Raw genomic sequence first — 20,789 nt, 5'->3', positions numbered from 1 at the left:
ATATAATACATTTAAAAGATTAAATTATTATACGGAATATATGAATGATATGCTCCAGAAATGATAAATATAAGAATAAATATCAAGAAACTAAACGTAATAAATGTAATCAAAAAAAGATACTTATTTTTTATAACATTTTCAAAAATAATTGGAACGATGAAGATTTCAACCGTTGAAAAGATCGTGCTTATTCTTCCACCAATCGTGGCTAAAGGACCAAAACATACTAACAAGATAGTTGACAAGCAATAAATTGATAATAAAAGATTGAAATTATTTCCAAAATTACTACTTTTACTTTTTACAAATAATGTCGCCCCAATCAAAATACCACATTGCATGATAAACACTGGGTTAAAAATCCAATTTCCTTGAGCATAATAACCGGATAGATAACCATAATATCTGTCTGGAATCATAAACTTAAACAAGTCAGGAAAGAAAAAGATGATGCCTACCAATGAGCTAGTAACTAGTAAAAAAATTTCTTTTTTCACATTTATATTTTTGACAAATCCAACAAAAAAATACGCTGGTATGATGAACAAGGCTACCAAATGAAACAAACTTCCAACTATGGAAAATAAAAGAACTTTCTTGAAATTTCTTTCTTTAACCCCTGGCAAAGCCAGTAAAAATATTATTGCTACAATTGACGATCTAATCTGTCCCATATCTCGAACTAAGAAGAATCTTGAATAGTAATACAATAAAACAATCGATGGTACTGGGAAAAATTTTTTTAATGCATAGGCAAGTAGCAATAAACTTATTGTAGTGAATAATAATACAAAACTAGCAAAATTCATTCCTATTTCTTTTACTAAATAGTTTAAAAAAAGATAGCCTGGTTCAGCATCTATGCTTCCGTCAAAAATTTTATTCCAGCCCACTAGTTGGTTAAAGAAATTATTATAAGAAGAATAATCATATCCCGTAGAAAATCTGAATCCTGCTAGTCCAATTAAAAAAATTATCCCTACATAGAAAAATATTTTTTTTCTGGTAACATACTCTATTATAGCTAAAATAGCTAATAGAATGAAAGTTCCTACATAAATATACAATATTATTCTCCTTATATATATATTGTCTTGATGTTGTTCGTCAATGCTTTACCAATTTCAAGTTGTTCCTTATACCATTTTTTTGTTGTCTTTTGTTTCACACAAATGATGATTAATTCCTCTGTCTTTTCACCAACAGGATTTTCGATATCTTGCAATTGATAATAGCCTGAAACACGGTCTAAATTATCTGTAGTCAATTGATTAATAAATTGTTTATCTTCTGATACCACCAATTTATTTGTATTTGTACCATTCAATATTGAATAAATAATTCTTTTTTGATCAGCTTTAGAAGATAAATCTAAAGAGTTGATATCAATAGTTTGAACATCATCTCCAAGAAAGAATTTTTGTGATACTTTTTTATTTTTGTGCTCCAACCAACTAATTAACACTGTACTAATGATTGCAGTCAATATAAAAATCACCAAAACTAAAAGAATGATTTTTTTCTTACCTACAGTTTCAGTAATTGGCAATTTATTTTGATTTGCTTGATTTATATCATTATTAACATAATAAAAAGTTTTATTTTTAAAAAAAGAAAGCTTTTTTTCATCTAGTTCCTGTCTCAAAAATTGTTTTACTTGATCTTCATCACTCTTTGAAACAGTATCTACAAATCGTACATTAATCGTATTTGAGATATCATCGTATGATACAGTCAACTTCTCTACTACTTCTTGTTTAAACTGATTGCTGTCTTCTAGACTAGTCAAAAAAACTTCCTTGACTGCTCCTGATGTATTCATAATATTTCCCTGTTCATTTTCAAGAATAAATGAAAACAATGGTACATTGATTTCTTCTGTCTGTTCAATTTTATTTTGTGACATGCTAGAGTAGAAAAAGAGACCTCCAACTAATATAATACTTAATAAAAAGGTTGCCAAGTATATTTTTAAATGACTTTTAAAAAAAGAGCAAATATCTTTTATTGATAAACCATTATTATTCATTGTTTTCCTCCTAGCGCTAACGATATTTCTTACTAAATTTACTTTTAGTAAAATATAATATATCTGCAAAGAATGAATGAGCTACAGTATAAGAACGCCATTCTTTAAAAACCGACATAAACTGATCGTTCTCGACAATTTTTAATCTTGTATCTAATTCTTTAAGTAATTTTTTTAAGACTTCTTCTTTTTCCTTCTTATTAGGAACATTATTCTGTTGAACGAAATTTAAATTTGAAATTGTTAGTATCTTTAATAATTCTAGTTTACCAATACGAATATTTTTTTTCGTCTCAGCTTCTTTTTCAGTTTCTTCGTTTTCAATTTGCATTGCACTACTTCCATGTTTACGCCACAACCCAGTTTTTTCATTCAATAAATATAGTTTATCTGTTAATACACCACTTGACCACATAGCCATATCGTGTACTGGGTAAAGCGTGGTTTTTAGATATTGATCAAAAGTCGGAATAAAATCCTTTTGAAATGCATAAACCCAGCCAGGGCGGTTTAGAAAAACATTTTTTTTCGAGAAAAATATGAAATCATTTGGCGCCTTTGTTGGAATTTTTCTCTTTTCACATGGATAAGAAACCCCATTTTCTTCAATCAACTCATCATAATTGGATACTAAAACCTTGATATTTTCTGGATCTGACATAATTTTTTCTGACATATTTTTTATTTTATGAGGATACCATATATCATCTTGGTCGCTAAAAAAAATGATATCACCCGTGGCTTTATGCATTAATTGAATGAAATTTTCCCTCCATCCAATATTTTTTTCATTAATCAATAATTTCCAATTATCTAACTGATTAGACTGAATAAATTCTTCAACAATTTTTATTGTATTATCCGTTGATCCGTCATCACATAATAAGACTTCATCTGGTTGACGTTCTTGATTTTTTATTGATTCCAATTGATCAATAATATTTTCTTCACCATTATAAGTTGGCATTATCACTGATACAGTGAATTTTTTCGTCATTGTGTACACTTCCTAATTTTTTGTTAATTAATAACGCTTGATTTTATAATGATCTCCTTTTTGCTTCTCTACTGGAGGTAATACCATATAATCTCCATATAAACTTTCTAAATAAGTCTGATATTCTTTTGGTACTGATAGATGGGTGTCCTCAAACCTCACATAAATACTTTCTTCAAAAACAGCTAATGGCAAAAATTCTCTCACTCCATAAATCGTTGCAACACATACACCGTTGGTCTTAGAATTTCTATTTTTAATATTAGTATCATTAGCTAGTTGATGCATTTTTTTTGCAAAATAATTTGCACCTTTCTTTTTTGCAAAACTTGAAATCAATTTTTTTGCAAAAATGTATTTTTCATTAGGTTTGAATTTTTTTTTGCTTTCTGCGCCTCTTAAAACATCTAGTGCTTTCATTTTAGTCACTAATATTTTTTGCTTCATCTGTGCATCAGGAATATAGTCAATTGGAAAAATATCCAAGAACAATCCATGTTGAGCAATTCGATAATCATCATCAATATAGGTTCTAGTATCATTAACTTTGGCAAAAGCATATTCCCAGTTAGGATCGTTTTCCAATGATTTTAATTCAAAATGTGCTGGTAGTTCATTACCTAGTTTAAGGAGTTTTTGATAATCCTTTCTAGGCATGATAATATCTGCATCATCATCCCACGGGATAAAGCCTTCATGCCTGATTGCTCCTAATAACGTTCCACCAGCTAAGAAATAAGTTAATCCATGATTTTGACAAAATTGGTCAAAAAATTTTAATAAATCCAGTAACCCTTCATGGATTTCCTCTGTACTTAAATAATCTGACATGATTGTTTCTCCTTTTAAATTAAATATCATAGATTTTAGACATCTGTGCCAGTGTATGACTAACATCATATTCCATTAGTTCATCGGTCATCTCATTACTGAATGGTTTTTCTAAAATTGTACTTATCCATTTTTCTTTTGGCTCATCTAATCCTATAAACACCACATTCGGTGTCACTTTTGTGTCTTTCGAGATTGTTTCGGAAAGTACTAATTTTTTCCGACTGGCTTGCGCTTCCAGGCCTACCATAGGTAAGCCTTCATATAGAGAAGTCATGCAAAAAACATCCATCGCCTGTAAAATTCCTGGTATATCTTCTCTTTCACCTAGTAATAAAACTCTATCCGAAAGATTGTAGTCAGATATCTTTTTTTCAAGTATCTCTCTTAAAGAACCCGCTCCAACTATAATTAGTTTTGCTTGATTATTTATTTTAACAAGTTCATTAAATACATCAATTAAATATACTTGATTTTTTTGTTTCTCAAGTCGTCCGATATTGCCAATCACAAAGTCATCTTGTAACAAACCCAATTCTTTTCTTTTCTCTTGTCTAACTTGCTCATTTGGATCATATAGCGACATATCGATTCCATTATGAATAATAGTGTAAGAATGCCCTTGAAATAGACTATCTCCAGCTTCTTTACTAACAGCTAAAAAATCAGTTGCTTCCTTCATTAATAAATAATGCAAATAGCGTCTTAAAATATTCATTACAAAATTACTTGATTTTCCATCACTCGTTGCATGGCTATGTGCAATTCTTTTTTTTATTCCTTGTTTCCGTGCAAGTAATAAATTGATTCCACCGCCAAAATAGACCTCGTTATGTGCAATATCAAAATGTTCTTCTCTTAACAAATGTTTTACATCAAACCAATATTTGATAATGTTTTTCTTAGGGTTCGTAACTATAAATATTCTTCCCCCCATTCTTTTGATTTCATCATGATAATCTGTGACGTCTGCATAATCATCATAAATCAAAAAATCGAATTGTAGCTTAGAACGATCAATCTTACGATATAAATTCATCATAAAGGATTCCGCTCCACCTTTTCCCATCCGACCTTGGAAATGTAAAACTCTTTTTACTTTACTCACCCAATCACCTATTTTTATCATTATAGTTATAGTTTTTAAGACAAAGTTATTTTAAACAAGCTTTTGATTATCATTCGCTAAAATGGACATCGTATATTGAAACCCTTCGTAAGCATCAAAATTTGCTTTCCAGCCTAAGTTATACAGCTTTTCACTATCTAAGCTAGAGTTATCCATTGGGTTGAATTTTTTACTTTCTGCACCTGTAGGCAAATCAAATTCTAGTGGTACTTGACCGATTGATGAAATAATTCTGGCCATTTCAGCAATACTAATGATGGAATTGGGATTTGATATATTATAAGCTTCTCCAGGTTTTCCTTTCATTAGAGAAAATAATAGCGCAGTAGCACAGTCTATGCTATACGTATAAGAGCGAATTTGACTCCCTTTGCTTTTCATTACAATACTTTCTCCATTTAATGCTTGATAGACAAATGCAGATGATACTCTTGTATCTCCATGCTTAGCAGAAGGACCATATATATGTCCTGGACGAACGATAATACTTTGTACTTGATACTCGTTTAAATAGCTGATACACAATGTTTCAGCAGCTCTTTTTCCCATAGGGTAAGAAGAACGAGAGTTTAAAATATCGACATAACCGTAATCATTTTCCATTAAGGGTTTCTCAGTCCTATATTCTCCATATACTTCACTTGAAGACACATATAAAATTCTCTCTACATTTTCATTTTTAGCAAATTCCAATAGGGAGCTGATTCCAAAAATATTCCCTTGCATCGTTTCAACTGGCTCTTTGGTATATAAATCAGGACTAGCGTTACTAGCAGCATGAATAATATAATCTACCTGATGGTGAAAGACAAATGGTTCTGTAGCCTCATATAACACAGGCACTATGCACTGCTTCGCCTGCTCTGTTGAAAAACGTTCATTTATTTTTTTTAAGCTCCTACCTAACGCATAAACAGTTACATTTAAATGATATTTTTGATTTGCAACCACCAAAAGATCAATTACTGTAGAACCGATAAGACCAGTAGCTCCAGTGATCAAAATGGACTTTTCTTTGAATAACTGCATGATTTCATCGATCTCATCTATTCCTTTTTCAATGTTCGATAGATAGATTTCATTTTTTAGAAGATTCATAGTATACCTGCCCTTATTTTATCCATTCGTCATTACTAGAGTTTAACAACGCTTTAAAGATTTCTAAATCGTCTAAAGTAGTAATCTTCAAATTTTTTTCAGAACCTTTTGAAAAATAAGATCTTTTACCTAATACTTGCATCAATTGACAAGATGCCGCCATATTAGTAATCCCTTTTTCTTCTGCTAATTTATATGTGTCCATGATTTCACCTAATTGATACGTGTGTGGTGTTTGAGTGCGTACTAATAGGTCTCTATTCAATGATTCCAATGAACTTTTTTCTTCTTTTTCAGTTAAAGTAAACACTACTTCTGTGCATGGAATAACAGTTACAGCATTTCCATTTTTTTTAAACACTTCGATACTTTCGCTGATAATTTTTTTACTTACCATTGGTCGATTTCCATCATGAATTAGCACAACATCTTCACGCGAACGAGTATTATAAATTTCTTTTAGACCATTATAAATTGATTCTTGACCAGAGTCTCCCCCTGGAACAATATATTTGAGTTTTGTAATATTAAATTGTTTGGCATATGCCGTTAGCATTTCTTCCCAGCCTTTTAAAATAACTACACAGATTTCATCAATTTCTGGGTGCTCTTGAAATGCTCTTAATGTATAAACGAGGATAGGAATATTGTTAACGTGAAGAAATTGTTTTGGGATATCTTGTCCCGTTCGAGTTCCAGTTCCAGAAGCTGTTAATAATGCAATATTCATAGACAATAATCTCCTTTATTTTTTCAATTCTTTTAATATTTTCTTTTCAATAAAGCAATTAAACGTGGATTAGTTTTCTGCAAACTTGCGATTGTCTTGATTGAAAAATAGGACAATCCTTTGGGTAATTGAAAAAATTTTTTCGTCAATTTTCTTATAATTGTATCTGTATTGGCAATTTTCGTTGCTTCAATAACTGAAGCATCAGATAAAATATGTTCTATTTCACTTTTTTTTTGGGAAGTAGTTCTTGTTTCTGTTTCTAATATCGAAAGGATTACTGACATCACCCCTTTTAAAAAGAGTGCCGCCATACCGTCTTTATTAATATCGTCTGTTACAGTATTTGATAATGAATAGAATTCTTTAAATGTTTCGAACTTGTTAGGTCGGTATTGATTAGTGATCCCCTTCCCACCTTCAAATTCATAAATATATTCTACTTTTGGGTTCATGATTACTTGATGACAATATTCATAATAATGTAAGTTAAATATTCGATCCTCACAACTATTATAAGTTTTAAATAGAATTTGGTTATTTTTCAGAATATCGCTGCGATAGCATTTATTCCATACAACATACATCAACTGTTCATTCATTAATTGATACATGTCTTTTATGAACTCTTCGTGAGTTAGATAGTGATATTCTGTAACTAAATTTTCTTTTTCGGAAACGATTTTTCCCTCGTCCATTGTACGAAAAACAAACGAACTAACAACAAGATCCGCTTTTGGACTCTTTTCTAGCAAATGATCATAATCTGACAAGATCGTTTTTACTGGCGTGTCATCAGCATCGAAGAATAAGAGATATTCTCCTTTTGACTGTCTTATTCCTTCGTTTCTTGCTAATCCGGGCCCTTGATTGGTCGTAGTAATCAATTCAAAACGTTCATCATTTTCAATCAGTTCTTGAATGATTTCCTGTGTTTGATCCGTTGATCCATCATTTACTAAAACGACTTCGTACTCTTCATAATCCAATTCTTTTAGAATATCAATCGTTCGACCAATAGTTGCTTCTGCATTATATACTGGTACGATTATGCTGAATTTCGGATTGTTCATTTTTACGCCCCCCAACTAGCGAAAGATTTTTTCATTTGGAAAAGCAATTTCTGCCAATGAGATCACATTTTCGTCTTCTTCAAGTCCTTGAGAGGACATTTTATCAAATAGGATCTTGATGGTTTGCAGCAAGATCTTTAAATCAAGCATCAATGAATATTTTTTGATATAAAGTAAATCAAAACGTAATTTACTGTTGTAATCAGAGACATATTTTCCATAGACTTGTGCATACCCAGTGATACCGGCACGAACATTATGCCGTAAGTAGTAATAAGGGTTTTCTGCATTGAACTGATCGACGAAGAAAGGACGTTCAGGACGTGGTCCTACAATCGACATATCGCCTTTCAGCACATTGAAGATTTGTGGCAATTCATCAAAACGGACAGCTCGAATAAATTTGCCTACAGGTGTTACTCGTGCATCATTGCTCTTAGCTAAAACTGGCCCAGACTTTGCTTCGGCTGTGGCGGTCATCGAGCGGAATTTATAGATTGAAAATTCCTTTTGATTTTTTGTGATCCGCACTTGTTTATAGATGATTGGTCCCGGTGAGGTCACTTTGACTAAAATTGCTGTGAATAACATAAAGGGTGAAGCAATAACTAGTAAAACAAGTGAAACGATGATATCAAACAAACGTTTGAATAGTTCATATTCAGGTTGGATTCTAAATCCAGATGCTTCAATAATACTTTCATCTTCAAAATTCATAATATTTGGATTGATCATCGTCAAGTTTTCAAATGTTGTATTCAAAAATAATTTTTTTTCATTTTTAGTAACTAATTGATAGATTTTGATTTTTTCGGCTTCTTTGATATGAGAAGCAAGATAGACAATGTCGACGTCTTCAATCATATTTTTGATGTTTTCGTAATAGTTATCAAGAATGACTGCTTCGACTTTATGTTTATTGTTTTTCTTTGAACCAAAATTTTGGATTGCTGGTGCGACATCTTTTTCTAGCCCAATGATGACGACCTTTTTATCTCGACTTACTCGTAAATAAAGTTTATAGACAAGAATACGGTAGATACTTAAGAAAATCGTACCGAGGATAAACGAGAGTAAGATAACAATACGTGGAAAAGCAAACCAACGGCCCGCAAAAGTCACTACCATGATTCCTAGTGTCATCAATACCTGACCGATGACTGTGACAAACACGATGTCACTGACCATTCGATTATAAAAAACATATGCACCCAACAAAATGTTCAACGCAATAAAAATCACTGAAATAATAAATGCTGAGTGTTGGAAAGTTTCGAAATTTCGTAATGGCACCTCTCCACGAAATTTCAGTAAGAAACTACTATATATTGCTACATTGTATACAATAACATCCATTAATATAATGAATATCCGTCGTGCAGCACTCCATTCTCCATTTTTATTCATATATACACTCCTAATCACAAAATAATACCTCTATTATCTTACCATAGCCACCTTTAAAAACCTAGTTTATAAGCAAATTGTAATGGAATTTAAAAATGTCTAATAAAAAGCTTTATACACCTCTAATCAAGATAAGGACTCTAAAGTACAAATCTCCAGATGAATCGATTTTCACTAATGTTGGTAAATTAAAGAAGTCGAAGTATTTGCTGCTTTTTTTATCCACTCATAAAGTGAACCTTTATATTTTTCAGATACTCCACCTTCCCAAAGCACTGTCTAGCCCATAAGAATACCTGTATTTTATGGAAAATAGAAAAAATTGAAATCAATTTTTAATGATATTATGCTTATAGAAGAAAGTGAGGTAATATCTTATGGATAAACAAGAGTTGCATGATTTCATTGGTTTTCGAACAACCAAATATATGTCAAATTGTCGCATATAAGGATGGGGTAGAAGTTTATAAAGATGAATGGAATGGTTATAAAAAAGACGATACTTGTCATATCATGTCAGCAACGAAAAGTATTGTATCTTTGGTGATTGGCATTGCTTTAGAACAAGGATTAATCAAAAGTATCGATGATAAAGTATTAGATTATTTTCCAGAGTATAAAGTAAAACGTGGGGAGAAAACTATTTACGCTATTACAATCAAGTACTTACTAACAATGAAAGCACCCTACAAATGTAAAGGCGATCCATGGACAAAAGTCTGTTCAAGTGAAGATTGGACAAAATCATCACTTGATTTATTGGGAGGAAGAAAAGGTATAACCCGCGAATTCAACTATCAAACTGTCTGTTTACACATATTAACTGGCTTGTTGTATCAGACAAGTAAGCTGACAACTGTTGATTTTGCTAATAAATATCTATTTGATCCTATAGGGATACCAAACCATATCAATTATTATGCTAAAACAGCTGAAGAACATAAGCAGTTTACAATGGATAAGTCTCCTAAAACCAATGTCTGGTTTTGTGATCCACTAAATATCGGGACAGCAGGATATGGTTTGTGTTTATCGGCAAGTGATCTGGCAAAAATTGGTGTATTATGCCTAAATAAAGGGATGTATAAAGGAAAACAAATTGTACCACCCAAGTGGGTAAACGAGATGTTCAAACCTAGAACCAGTGCTTTAGAAGACTTACAAAATATGAGATACGGCTATTTATGGTGGATATTAGATTCTGAGAACGAAATATATTCAGCAATTGGCAATAGTGGAAATGTACTTTATATTGACGCTAAAAATAATCTGGTTATCTCTATCACTTCTTATTTTAAACCCACGATAATTGATAGAGTGGCTTTTGTAGAGGAATACCTTAAACCATTTATTTTAAAATAGCCTATATTAAAATAAAGTATCGATTCTTTGACAGCTAGGGTTCGTGAAACTTTGGCTATGATTTCGTATCTATTGGTGCTCTGAGCAAGAATAAGAGCGTGGGACAAAAGTAAGAAACACTTTTGTCTCATTCTTTAAAAACGAATAAACGGTGGGAGCAGAAGTAACTCCTTCTTAAATAAGCCGAAATCCACAAAAATTTGAAAGGCAATTTTCGTGAATTTCTTCTTATTTCTCGGAGTTAAACACTTCTGTCCCAACCTCGACTTATTTTTTGGAGTCGGCACCTTCTGCCTTTTTTGACAAAAACTATAAAAAGCCGTTATGTGCGAGCGAATCACAACATAACAGCTTTTTATTGATAGATCAATCACGACGTAGCGAAAAGTCGCCGATTCCTTCTTTTGTTAAATTATCATTGTAAAATGGATCATGCGCAATATATGCTGGCCATTTATCTTGCATTTTTTTGATTTCACCAGCAAATCGTTTTTGCTTTTCAGGGGTATCTTCATACCCTCTGGATTTTGATTCAAAATGATACAGTTCTACTTGGTGTGCATAAACATTGTATCTACCTAATTCATAGATTTTCAAACATAGATCGACATCATTGAATGCCACTTCTAACGTTTCATCAAATCCATTGACAGCTTTAAAATCAGCTGCTTTAACCATCATACAAGCAGCCGTGACCGCTAGATAATTCACATCGATGACTAACCGACCAAAATAACCGCAGTGGGTACGATCGTAGTTATTCAACGCGTGCCCTGCAACCCCACCAATTCCAACAAGTACACCTGCATGTTGAGTCGTATCATCTGGATAATACAACTTCGCTCCAACGCAACCGATACGATCAAACTGAGCATAAGAAACCATTGTCGTCATCCAATTTGGTTCAATGACTTCGGTATCATTATTTAAAAACAAGAGATATTTGCCACTTGCTTTTTTTGCAACTAAATTGTTTATTCGAGAATAATTGAAAGGAATATCGATCAACTCCACGATAAATCGTTCGTCCAATTGCTTTTTATATTCAGCGAACAGCTCTTGCATCTTAGGGTCTGTACTCCCGTTATCCGCAATAATGATCTCATAATTTGGATAACTTGTTTTTTCAATGATTGAGTCGACGCATAGTTTCAGATCATCATACCCATTTTTTGTTGGGATAATGACACTGACCAGCTCTTCTTGCAATACCTCATAAGTGACTTCATAAAAACCTGAAATCAAACCTGGACGGACGGTTCCTTTGATCCCTCTTCTATTTAGAGCATCAGTTAAGGCTTTCACGCCAGAATCATAGATATAACTTTTCGCTTCGCCGCTGCTGGCTGTTGAACCTGGAATCGTTCGCCAATGATAAAGTACTTTATCAATATGGTAAATATGGTCTTCAGGGATCTGTTCTGTCACTCGTAGGACTAAATCATAATCTTGCGATCCTTCATACCCTTTTCTAAATCCGCCAAGGGACTTGACGATACTTGAACGATAAACACCTAAATGTGAAATGTAATTATTTCCCATTAGAGTATCTGGTGACCAATCTGCTTTGAAATGTGGATCGAAACGATTCCCCTCAGCATCGATCTTATCTTCGTCACTATAGATCACATCAAGTTCAGGTCGCTCATTTAAAACTTTCACTACTTCAAAAAGTGCATGAGGTGGTAATTCATCATCATTGTCCAGCAAAGCAATGAATTCACCAGTTGCGATTTCTAATGCAGAATTTGTTGCTAAACTGATATGCCCATTTTCTTTTCGAAAGACAACTTTGATCCGTGGCTCTTTTTGCTCATAAGCTTCTAAACATTTCTTGATTTTGGAATCGGTAGATGCATCATCACTGATACACAGTTCCCAGTTATCATAAGTTTGATTTATCACAGAATCGATACACTTTTCTAACCATTTGATTTCTACATTGTAAACAGGCATCGCTATGGAAATCAGCGGGCGATAGTCAAATTTTTTAGACTGCTCTTGTTGACTTTTCAAATCGATATTTTCGTGGCGAGTGATCCACTCTGCATAATCGATTGAACCTGGTTTTAGTTCTAGTTTTACTCGGCGAATTGCTTTTTTTACACCATGTGTCCGAGCATAATTGATGCTTTTTTTCAATAACCGTTTTTTCTTTTCCCAACCTGTTTCTAGTCCATCATCATAAGGGTAACGACTATTTAGTTTCACAGCAATCCCATTCTGATGTTTTTTGGTCTGGAAGTCGAGGATTGCTCTGCCTTTTAATCGTCCAGATAAGCGGATCGAAAAACCGCTTGGTGTTTTCACATCTAAGTTATATAAATGATTGATATCGAGTCGAACGACATTTGTTACCTCTGCGATAACATTTTCTTTATCTACTTTGATATGAGGAATCTCTTTTGTAACCTCATCGACTGCCCAACCGACGATCAGCAAATCGCCCGTTGCTCGTTCACGGGTGATTTTATCAATAAATACGGCAATTTCTTTTTTTTGCACTATCTTCCGTTCTCCTTTATCTTTCTTGAATAAATATGATCAGATTTCAACAAACCATGTTTGCCCATTCTCAGCTGTCAACTCGACCATAAATGAGCGTTGGTCTTGCTCACTTAGTATCTGTAACTCAAAACCAGCTTTCATTCCTGCTGGGAGTTGTTCTGCCTGATTGACTTCAGGGCGTTCAACCTGTAACACATTAAAATAAGGAGATTGGTTTTCTGACAAATGATACGCTAACGGTTTACGATCACTATTCGAAATCCCCCATCCTATGATCGTCAATAGTTTCGTTTCAGGATTCCATGATCGACTATCGATACATAAAGATAGTTCTTTTGCTTGGATTTTCTTTGATGTTTCTTTTAGTCGTTTTCCACGTGATTTGATTGTAAACTCTTGTTCATCCAATAACGAATAATAACGAGTAGTAGTTGTTTGCAAGTAATGATCTAATGTCGTCTTGTCGATTCTTAATTGCTGATTTTCTTTTTCAAGCATATCGATTCTTGTTTCAAGTTGCTGTTGGTTTGCTGCTAATGGTTTGATCGTAGCTAGCAATTCTTCCATCGTTTTAGTTAGTTCACCAATGAATCGATAATGGCAATGAACCGTTATCTCTTTCCCAGCAACATTAGAAAGAAGAAACATTGGTCGTTCTTTTCCATCAAACAAGTAACAATCACTTGGTGTGCGGATCACCGCATTTGTTTGAAGATACTCGCTTTTCTCCCCAGAAATCTCCACTTGAAATTCGATGGTACTTGGTTGTTCTTCAAACAAGAAGGAAACAGTTTCTACATCTTCTGGGATAGAAAAAGAGAGTACTTGGTTTTCACCGGTATGATTGTTGAATGGAATCGTTTGACTCGTTTCTTGACTGGCAGTTTTTTGTTTCATGTCCATTAGTCGTACATAATTTGAATTTTGCGGTTCAAAAACTTTGTTCTTTTCCACCGGATGTTTCATCAACGAGAAGAAATACTGATAAACTTCTCCGAATGGGCGCATTTTGAAATCATAACGGACCGCTTCAGGTAGTTCTCCATACGTTGATTTTAACTCTGTATCTCCTACTGCTAAATAAAGGTAATCCTCGATATTGACATATAGCCCAGCTTTTTCAAAAACTTTTTGGAAGCCATCATGCGTATAAAAAGAATTGTGTGTTTCATCTAACAAACCGTAAGAAGCCCAAGGTAGTTCATTATTGAAGAGATGTATCATCACTGAATTATGAACGAGATTTGGAAATGTGATGAGAATCTCACCATCTTCATTTAAGAATTCTCTGACCTTTTTCAAGGTTGTTCCTGGATTGACTAAATGTTCTAAAACATCTGCAAATAAGATATAGTCAAATGTTTGACCAGCGTAGTAATTCGCCCATTCAAAACTTTCGATATCGCCATAGAAGCCATCTTGTGAAAACTCATTGACAAAATCAAACAATTCTTTGTCTAGTTCCACGATACTTACTTGACAATTTTTTGCACCGATCAAATGTTTCGTCAATCGGCCATTACCTGGGCCAAATTCCAATACTTTACTTCCAGGTTTGATTTGAGCAGCAATTTTACCTACACTACTTTGCTCGTCTAAATCCATCTCAAAATCATATTTCATCGCTCTGATTACCTTCTTCCCATTTGTGGTCCAAGATCACGATTCCTTCGCCGATATACGAACCATTGACAAATAGATTCATATATTTTGTTTTGTAGACTAAAGGAACAGTGGCATTTTCTTCAAAGACCGCTACATCAAAATAATACTCGCCAGCCAATAGGCCAAGTTTGTTGTATTCTAAATAAAAAACATTCTTCCCTTTCTTCCAAGGAATCTTGATTCCATCAAGCAACGTGTTTAATCCACAGACATAAAAATTATCTACTGTTCGTAACGCAATCCCCAACACTGGATTTTTGATCGTTTCTTCCTTTACTTCATAAGTTACTTTGACGTAAAGCGTTTCTCCTTGTTGAAGGACATCAATCGGCTTTTTGTCTTTATCTAATAGTTCAGCGCTCAGCACATCAACAATATCTGGAGCAGCAAAACGTTCTACTTGGTTTTTGTTTCTGTCAACTGTCTTGACTGATTTTTTCTTCAAGAAATTCTCATAATTCGTGGTAACATCCATTGTATCGCCGTATTCCACGACTTCTCCATTTTTCAACCAATAAGATCGATCACAGAATCGGCGGATTGAACTGATGTCATGAGAAACGAATAAAATTGTCTTGCCTGAATTTTTGATTTCAGTAAATTTTTCCATACACTTCAATTGGAACTCCAAGTCACCGACAGCTAATGCTTCATCCACGATCAAAATATCTGGATTGACATTGATAGCAACCGCAAAAGCTAAACGTACGAACATCCCACTTGAGTATGTTTTTACTGGCTGATAAATATGGTCACCGATATCTGCAAATTCAATGATATCATCAACCATCCCGTCGATCTCATCACGAGAAAAGCCTAAGACCATTCCATTTAAATAGATATTTTCATAGCCAGAATACTCTGGATTGAATCCTGAACCTAATTCTAGCAAAGCAGAGATTTTTCCTTCAATCTCCATCGTGCCTGAAGTCGGGGTCAATACCCCGGTGATGATTTTAAGCATCGTTGATTTTCCTGATCCGTTTTCTCCAACAAATCCGATCATCTCACCTTTCTTTATTTCAACATTGATATTTTTCAATGCATAAAAGACATCATGATAAGATTTTTTAAAGGGGTTCAATGCTTCACGAAAACGATCTGAAGGTTTTGCATACATATTATAAGATTTTGTAATATTGTTTAATTTAATCGCATACTCTGTCATGTTTATACTCCTTACAACACATCTGAAAAATGTGGTTTCAATCTACGGAACACTGCAGATCCGATTATAAAAATAGCTAACGTGAAGACCCAGAAATACAACGTGTACATACCATGCTCCCAGAACCAAGCTTGACTTAAGAATGATTCGCGATAGCCTTGGACAACATAATATAGTGGGTTCAATTTAAGGATCTTGATGATCATTGGGTTAAATTGTGCTGGACTCCAAAGGATTGGCAATGTCCACATGATCAACTGTAGTAAAATAGTGATCAGCTGCATTAAATCGGGTAAAAAGGGTTGGATCGATGCAGTCAACCAAGTCAATCCTGTTAAAAAAGCGCACATACAGAACAAATAATAAATCAATTGCAATGTCATCGCAGTAGGAAAAATCCCATAAATTGCCGCAACTAATAACCCAATCAAAATAAAGAAAAGATGGGTATAAAGGTTCGCTAAAATTTTAGTCGTTGGCAAAATGCGGATATTGAACACTACTTTTTTCACTAAATACGTATACTCCCTAAAAACAAGCGTTGTCGAAGTAAATGCATCAGAAAAAAAGAACCATGGAACCATCCCAGTGATCAAATAAACAATAAAGGGATACTTTCCGTCAGTCATCGCTGCTTTTAGACCAAAGCCGAAAACTAACCAGTAGATCAAGACAGTAAATACTGGGTTGATAAATGCCCATAAAATTCCTAAAAAAGAGCCCGCATAGCGTGACTTGAAATCATTTACTGAAAATTGAAGCAATAACTTTCTGTTCTGATAGATATCTTTCATAAATAAAAACAGATCTTTAAACATTTGTGTTCCTCCAAGCAATTTCTGTTAATTACAGTCATGTGCCATTTTACCACATTTTTATTGACAGACTGCGATATTCTTTATTTCTTAATTTTCTATTAAGTAAACTTAACTCCAACGTTCTTATTTTACAAAAGATAGCCAGTAATTGCAATGTAGCGCTTGCTTAGACAACAGGCAAAATACTCTTTCTCTATAAAAAAGGATGTCGGACAAATCTAAAAATCAGTTTTGCTACAGACTCTCGAATAAATGGCGTCCAAAAGTTAGGTTTTTCGGAAATCTCAAAAAAACGAGCAATACAAAAAACGTATTGTTCGTTTTTCTCTCCAATTTCTCAAACCTAAACGACTTTTGTCTCGACCTCTTTCATCCGATTCATTGATTGAACGATGCTTAACCAATTAAGGAACAGATACGCCATGAATCACTCTTCTAATGCGTCGCTTCATAGTGACGGGCGACTCTTGAGGTCGTAGGTTCTTCCATTTCTAGTGGCATATCATTCAATTCAGGCTGTTGTTTCGGTAGCTCATAACGGTGAGTGGTCATCGCTAATAGTAGGTAGACAATTGGTAGCCAAGCAAATGAGGTAAGCGTATCTTCCATGAATGACTGCATCATCACTGCAAAAAAAGCCCAGAGGAAGGTAACTTGTCCATTTGATAAGTCACCATTTAATGTTAATCTTCCAACGTAGATGAGGAGCAGAATCGCTGCGATTGCTACACCTACTAATCCATAGAGGTTCAGGAATGAATTATAACTGTTATGGTTACCCAAATATTGCGTTCCTCGTTGAAAAATAAATGGTTTCATTCCAATCCAAACCTGTTGGCTTTTTTCTGCGATCGTGTCGTAAAATTTCAACCAGATTTCTTCTCTACCCGTGAAAATATTGACTTTTTCTGAAACAGCAGCTAAAAAGGAAAGTGGTAAAGCCAACACAGCAACGGCAAAGTATCCTAGGAATGGAGCTTTGATCGTTTTAAAGAATTGCTTTGGCCAGATATCTAATAAAACAAATACGATCATGGCAATCAATGCCCCTCTCGATTGACAGACCCAAATCCCTAAAATACCCGCAACTAACGCAGGTACCCCTAGCAAGCGTACATACCATCGCTCAAATGAACTAGCAAAGCTGCTGATCAATAAGGAAAGCATCATCAACGAACTGCCAATCGTATTGGTATTGATCCATATATCTGACAATTTGTTACTTGGTGTCCAGATACTTTGTCCTTCTGGAACCTTTATTTCAGTGAATACGCGATAAACAGTAATACCTAAAAAGATATAAAAAACCAGTATATAAACTGCTCGATCCAATTTATCAAATTCGATCCATTTCACGACCAGTACTAATGCCACAATAAGAGGGATCAATAAGTCAATATACATTGAACTATCTCTAGCATCGCGAAAATGAGCATAAAAGAAATAAACTATTATCGCGATTGTGAGATAGAAAAAATCAAAACCCCTTATTTTGTAGAGGTTCAATGTAAATAAAGTAAAGATGCCGTATGTCACTAATAATGAACTGTTGTTATACAAAAAGGTAGCTGAAGGAACACTTAGACCTACTGTCCAAATGAAAAAAATAGCTGATACAAGTAATAATAACAGTAATGCACTCATTTTATTAATCAATTTTTCTACTATCGTTTGAATTTTCTTTCCCTCCTTCTATTCTATTTGATTATACTGTTTTTGAAAAATAAACAAAAGTTTTATTTTAACAATCGATCAAATAGCAATAGATTTCCAAAAAAAAAAAGACAGATCATTTAAAAATAGTTCATCCTATTTCTATAAATGATCCGTCTTATTACGGAAAATCAGCTTTTTACTCATCATTTTAGGACGGGGGTAATAGCTGTATTTTCTCTGTTCTTACCAATTGACTACGTTATTAGTAGTGGCGTTATTGATATTACTCAAATCATTTTCAGGATAATTCACTTCAAATATCCTATATCCGTCGTTATCTGGACCATAAAGTTGAGTAAATTGTGCTTCACCAAGCAAATTATAATCTGTTAACGGACGCTTGCTTACTACGTAGTGTATCCCTAGCTTTTCTGCATCTTTGAAATTTAACGTTACAGAAAACATATCTGGGCGATCTAGTATATAAGAAGTATCCTCTTTCGCAATAAACGCTCGCGTATGGGCATAACGATTGTAGTATTTCTCGTACTCTTTATCTGGATCGATTTTTTTCCAAGCATTCATATCTGGATAAAAACGGACCGTATTAAATGATTTTACACCTAACGTTGGCGTAAAATTATAGAGTTCATCTTCTGATAACCACACTTTTCCAGGATCTTGCTGATTGATTTGTTGGATTTCTTTTGCCAATGTTTTTTCAAAAATGGCCCCTGTTCCTTCTACGACTGGATTGACGAAACAGCCAGATGCCACGATCAATGCTGCAAACGAGAGATAAAACAAACGAGCATGATGGAATAAGACAAAAGCCAACATCAAGGTCCCCAACACAACAATTGCAGTGATTTCTAAGACAGAAAAATAATCAGCCATTCTTGAATTCATCAATGCATACGTATAAATCCCTGCATTCACAATTAATAGGATAAATTTATACCATGTTGGAATAACATCTTCTTGCCAAATATACGCAATAAACCAAATCGTCAGTAGACAAGCCGCAAAACTAAATGTTAAATAGGCTCTAGCCGTTGGTACATAAGACAATAGAGTGATTTCAGCGATTTCCTTGGGTAATCCCATAGTGATCCAAAAAATCGCAAACAAACAAAATAACATCAAAACTCGACCAAATAATTTTTGTTCACTATTTTTTTTGCCAAATAACACAAATGGACTAGCAAAAAAAACGGTCGGGAAAAAGTGATAAAAGAGTGCCACTTCTGAATTATTAGAAAAAGTGATGTCTTTAAAAGGAATCTTCCAGTTTGTCAGAAAATAGAAAAATTTACCAATTGTCCAACTTCCACCTGTACTGACACGCTTTCCAGGATACAATGTATTTAACGAAGCCATCAAGGCATCTTTAGAAGTGAGCCAAAAATGGACCATGATCCCGCCAATGAAAAGAACAGCTCCAATAATCAAAACAGCATCGAACCAATCCCAAGTAATCTTTCTCCCGTAGTAGATCAGCAATCCAACAAAATAAAAGACAAGCAAATATGCGAGCATCACTTGATGCGCTGGATAAATAACTAAGATAAACCCAATCCCGAGAATCACAACCAGCAACATCATCAATGCCCTGAGCCACTTCTTCTCATGCTGGTAAAAATAATGGTAAAAAGCGACCATCAGACCTAACGTGAAGAATATCAGATCACCTACATGCTGCATGAACCACCATTGAACAGCTGGAGAAAAGGTCAGTGCAAAAGAACCAATCAGTGACAATGCTTTTTTCTTTCTTGTTAAGATCATTAAAACTTCAAAGCCTAATAACAACATGACAACCAGTTTCATCGCCCAATAAAAGGATAGCCCACGATCTCTTCCAAGGAAAAAGAAGCCCCAGTTGAAAGGTTTGCCGATCACAGTGATATCTTTTACTGGCGAATTATAAGCAATGATCATATTTTGACCATTTAGTGAATAATCATCATTTACTAAGGGATAATCATTTTCAGCTTGTGAAAGATAAAATGGCGTTTGGACTAACCATTCATCTGACCGCACCTCTCGATTTTGGCCAAAAATCACATCTGTCTTCTTACCATCTTCTCGTTGTGAGATATATTTGTCCCATGTGCCGAGAGAACTGCCATTTAGATTGAACGTAACAATGACTACGATGACTAAAAGACCAATCAAATATCGAAGTTTTAGAAATACATCAAGAAAAGAAAAACCTGACTGTTCCTTTCTTTTTGATGTCTGTCGTGCACTTCTTGTTTGTTTTTCCATATCATTCTCCAATTTCTTGTTTCTTTTCTTTTAATAATGAGGAA

General features: G+C 34.1%; 15 protein-coding genes and 1 pseudogene. 1 reads left to right on the top strand and 15 read right to left on the bottom strand.

Annotated elements, in window-relative coordinates; genetic code table 11:
- Window positions 1-11 precede the first annotated feature (11 nt).
- From IGI47_RS05485 to IGI47_RS05445, 9 genes are all read right to left on the bottom strand, one after another.
- Window positions 12-1,070 carry an EpsG family protein gene (locus IGI47_RS05485; protein ID WP_438783571.1) on the bottom strand — a complete coding sequence of 353 codons (1,059 nt, stop codon included), beginning with the start codon at window positions 1,068-1,070 and terminating at the stop codon, window positions 12-14.
- Window positions 1,071-1,081: 11 nt separating this feature from the next.
- A complete protein-coding gene (locus IGI47_RS05480) occupies window positions 1,082-2,032 on the bottom strand; it encodes a hypothetical protein (RefSeq protein WP_311931517.1) in 951 nt (316 codons plus the stop codon).
- 16 nt (window positions 2,033-2,048) lie between these two features.
- Window positions 2,049-3,029: a glycosyltransferase gene (locus IGI47_RS05475; RefSeq protein ID WP_311931516.1), complete on the bottom strand. Its 981-nt coding sequence runs from the start codon at window positions 3,027-3,029 to the stop codon at window positions 2,049-2,051.
- A gap of 27 nt (window positions 3,030-3,056) precedes the next feature.
- Window positions 3,057-3,860 carry a LicD family protein gene (locus IGI47_RS05470; protein ID WP_311931515.1) on the bottom strand — a complete coding sequence of 268 codons (804 nt, stop codon included), beginning with the start codon at window positions 3,858-3,860 and terminating at the stop codon, window positions 3,057-3,059.
- A gap of 19 nt (window positions 3,861-3,879) precedes the next feature.
- Entirely contained in the window at window positions 3,880-4,929 is a 1,050-nt protein-coding gene (locus IGI47_RS05465; RefSeq protein WP_438784450.1) for a glycosyltransferase family 1 protein, read from the bottom strand.
- 90 nt (window positions 4,930-5,019) lie between these two features.
- On the bottom strand, window positions 5,020-6,087 hold the full coding sequence (locus IGI47_RS05460; RefSeq protein ID WP_311931514.1) for an NAD-dependent epimerase/dehydratase family protein: 1,068 nt from the start codon (window positions 6,085-6,087) through the stop codon (window positions 5,020-5,022).
- Window positions 6,088-6,100: 13 nt separating this feature from the next.
- Window positions 6,101-6,817 (bottom strand): IspD/TarI family cytidylyltransferase, encoded by a 717-nt coding sequence (locus IGI47_RS05455; protein WP_123862275.1) that lies wholly within the window; start codon window positions 6,815-6,817, stop codon window positions 6,101-6,103.
- A gap of 32 nt (window positions 6,818-6,849) precedes the next feature.
- Entirely contained in the window at window positions 6,850-7,890 is a 1,041-nt protein-coding gene (locus tag IGI47_RS05450; protein ID WP_311931513.1) for a glycosyltransferase family 2 protein, read from the bottom strand.
- A 15-nt stretch (window positions 7,891-7,905) separates the two neighbouring features.
- Complete coding sequence (locus tag IGI47_RS05445) at window positions 7,906-9,297, bottom strand: sugar transferase (protein WP_311931512.1); 1,392 nt, start codon at window positions 9,295-9,297, stop codon at window positions 7,906-7,908.
- Window positions 9,298-9,674: 377 nt separating this feature from the next.
- Here IGI47_RS05445 and IGI47_RS05440 point away from each other — a divergent pair.
- A pseudogene (locus IGI47_RS05440) lies at window positions 9,675-10,659 on the top strand (serine hydrolase domain-containing protein).
- Window positions 10,660-11,025: 366 nt separating this feature from the next.
- On the opposite strand, the gene IGI47_RS05435 reads toward IGI47_RS05440, so the two are convergent.
- The 6 genes from IGI47_RS05435 to IGI47_RS05410 all read right to left on the bottom strand — a co-directional run bounded on the left by IGI47_RS05435 (window position 11,026) and on the right by IGI47_RS05410 (window position 20,745).
- On the bottom strand, window positions 11,026-13,164 hold the full coding sequence (locus IGI47_RS05435; protein WP_438783569.1) for a glycosyltransferase family 2 protein: 2,139 nt from the start codon (window positions 13,162-13,164) through the stop codon (window positions 11,026-11,028).
- Window positions 13,165-13,203: 39 nt separating this feature from the next.
- Complete coding sequence (locus IGI47_RS05430) at window positions 13,204-14,790, bottom strand: class I SAM-dependent methyltransferase (protein WP_438783568.1); 1,587 nt, start codon at window positions 14,788-14,790, stop codon at window positions 13,204-13,206.
- Window positions 14,780-16,000, bottom strand: coding sequence for an ABC transporter ATP-binding protein (locus IGI47_RS05425; protein ID WP_053111845.1), 1,221 nt, complete (start codon window positions 15,998-16,000; stop codon window positions 14,780-14,782). Before IGI47_RS05425 ends, IGI47_RS05430 begins: the two co-directional genes overlap by 11 nt.
- A gap of 11 nt (window positions 16,001-16,011) precedes the next feature.
- The gene (locus IGI47_RS05420; protein WP_005880971.1) at window positions 16,012-16,818 is read right to left on the bottom strand and encodes an ABC transporter permease; all 807 of its coding nucleotides are present in this window, start codon (window positions 16,816-16,818) and stop codon (window positions 16,012-16,014) included.
- 435 nt (window positions 16,819-17,253) lie between these two features.
- Window positions 17,254-18,495, bottom strand: a complete 1,242-nt coding sequence (locus IGI47_RS05415; RefSeq protein WP_438784449.1) for an EpaQ family protein — start codon at window positions 18,493-18,495, stop codon at window positions 17,254-17,256.
- Window positions 18,496-18,717: 222 nt separating this feature from the next.
- Window positions 18,718-20,745, bottom strand: coding sequence for a DUF7657 domain-containing protein (locus tag IGI47_RS05410; RefSeq protein WP_438783567.1), 2,028 nt, complete (start codon window positions 20,743-20,745; stop codon window positions 18,718-18,720).
- Window positions 20,746-20,789 lie beyond the last annotated feature (44 nt).

Source organism: Enterococcus sp. AZ191, from assembly GCF_051713845.1.
Lineage (GTDB): Bacteria > Bacillota > Bacilli > Lactobacillales > Enterococcaceae > Enterococcus_B > Enterococcus_B durans.
Note: the sequence above shows the minus strand (reverse complement) of the source record. Positions and strands in the feature narration are given on the sequence as shown.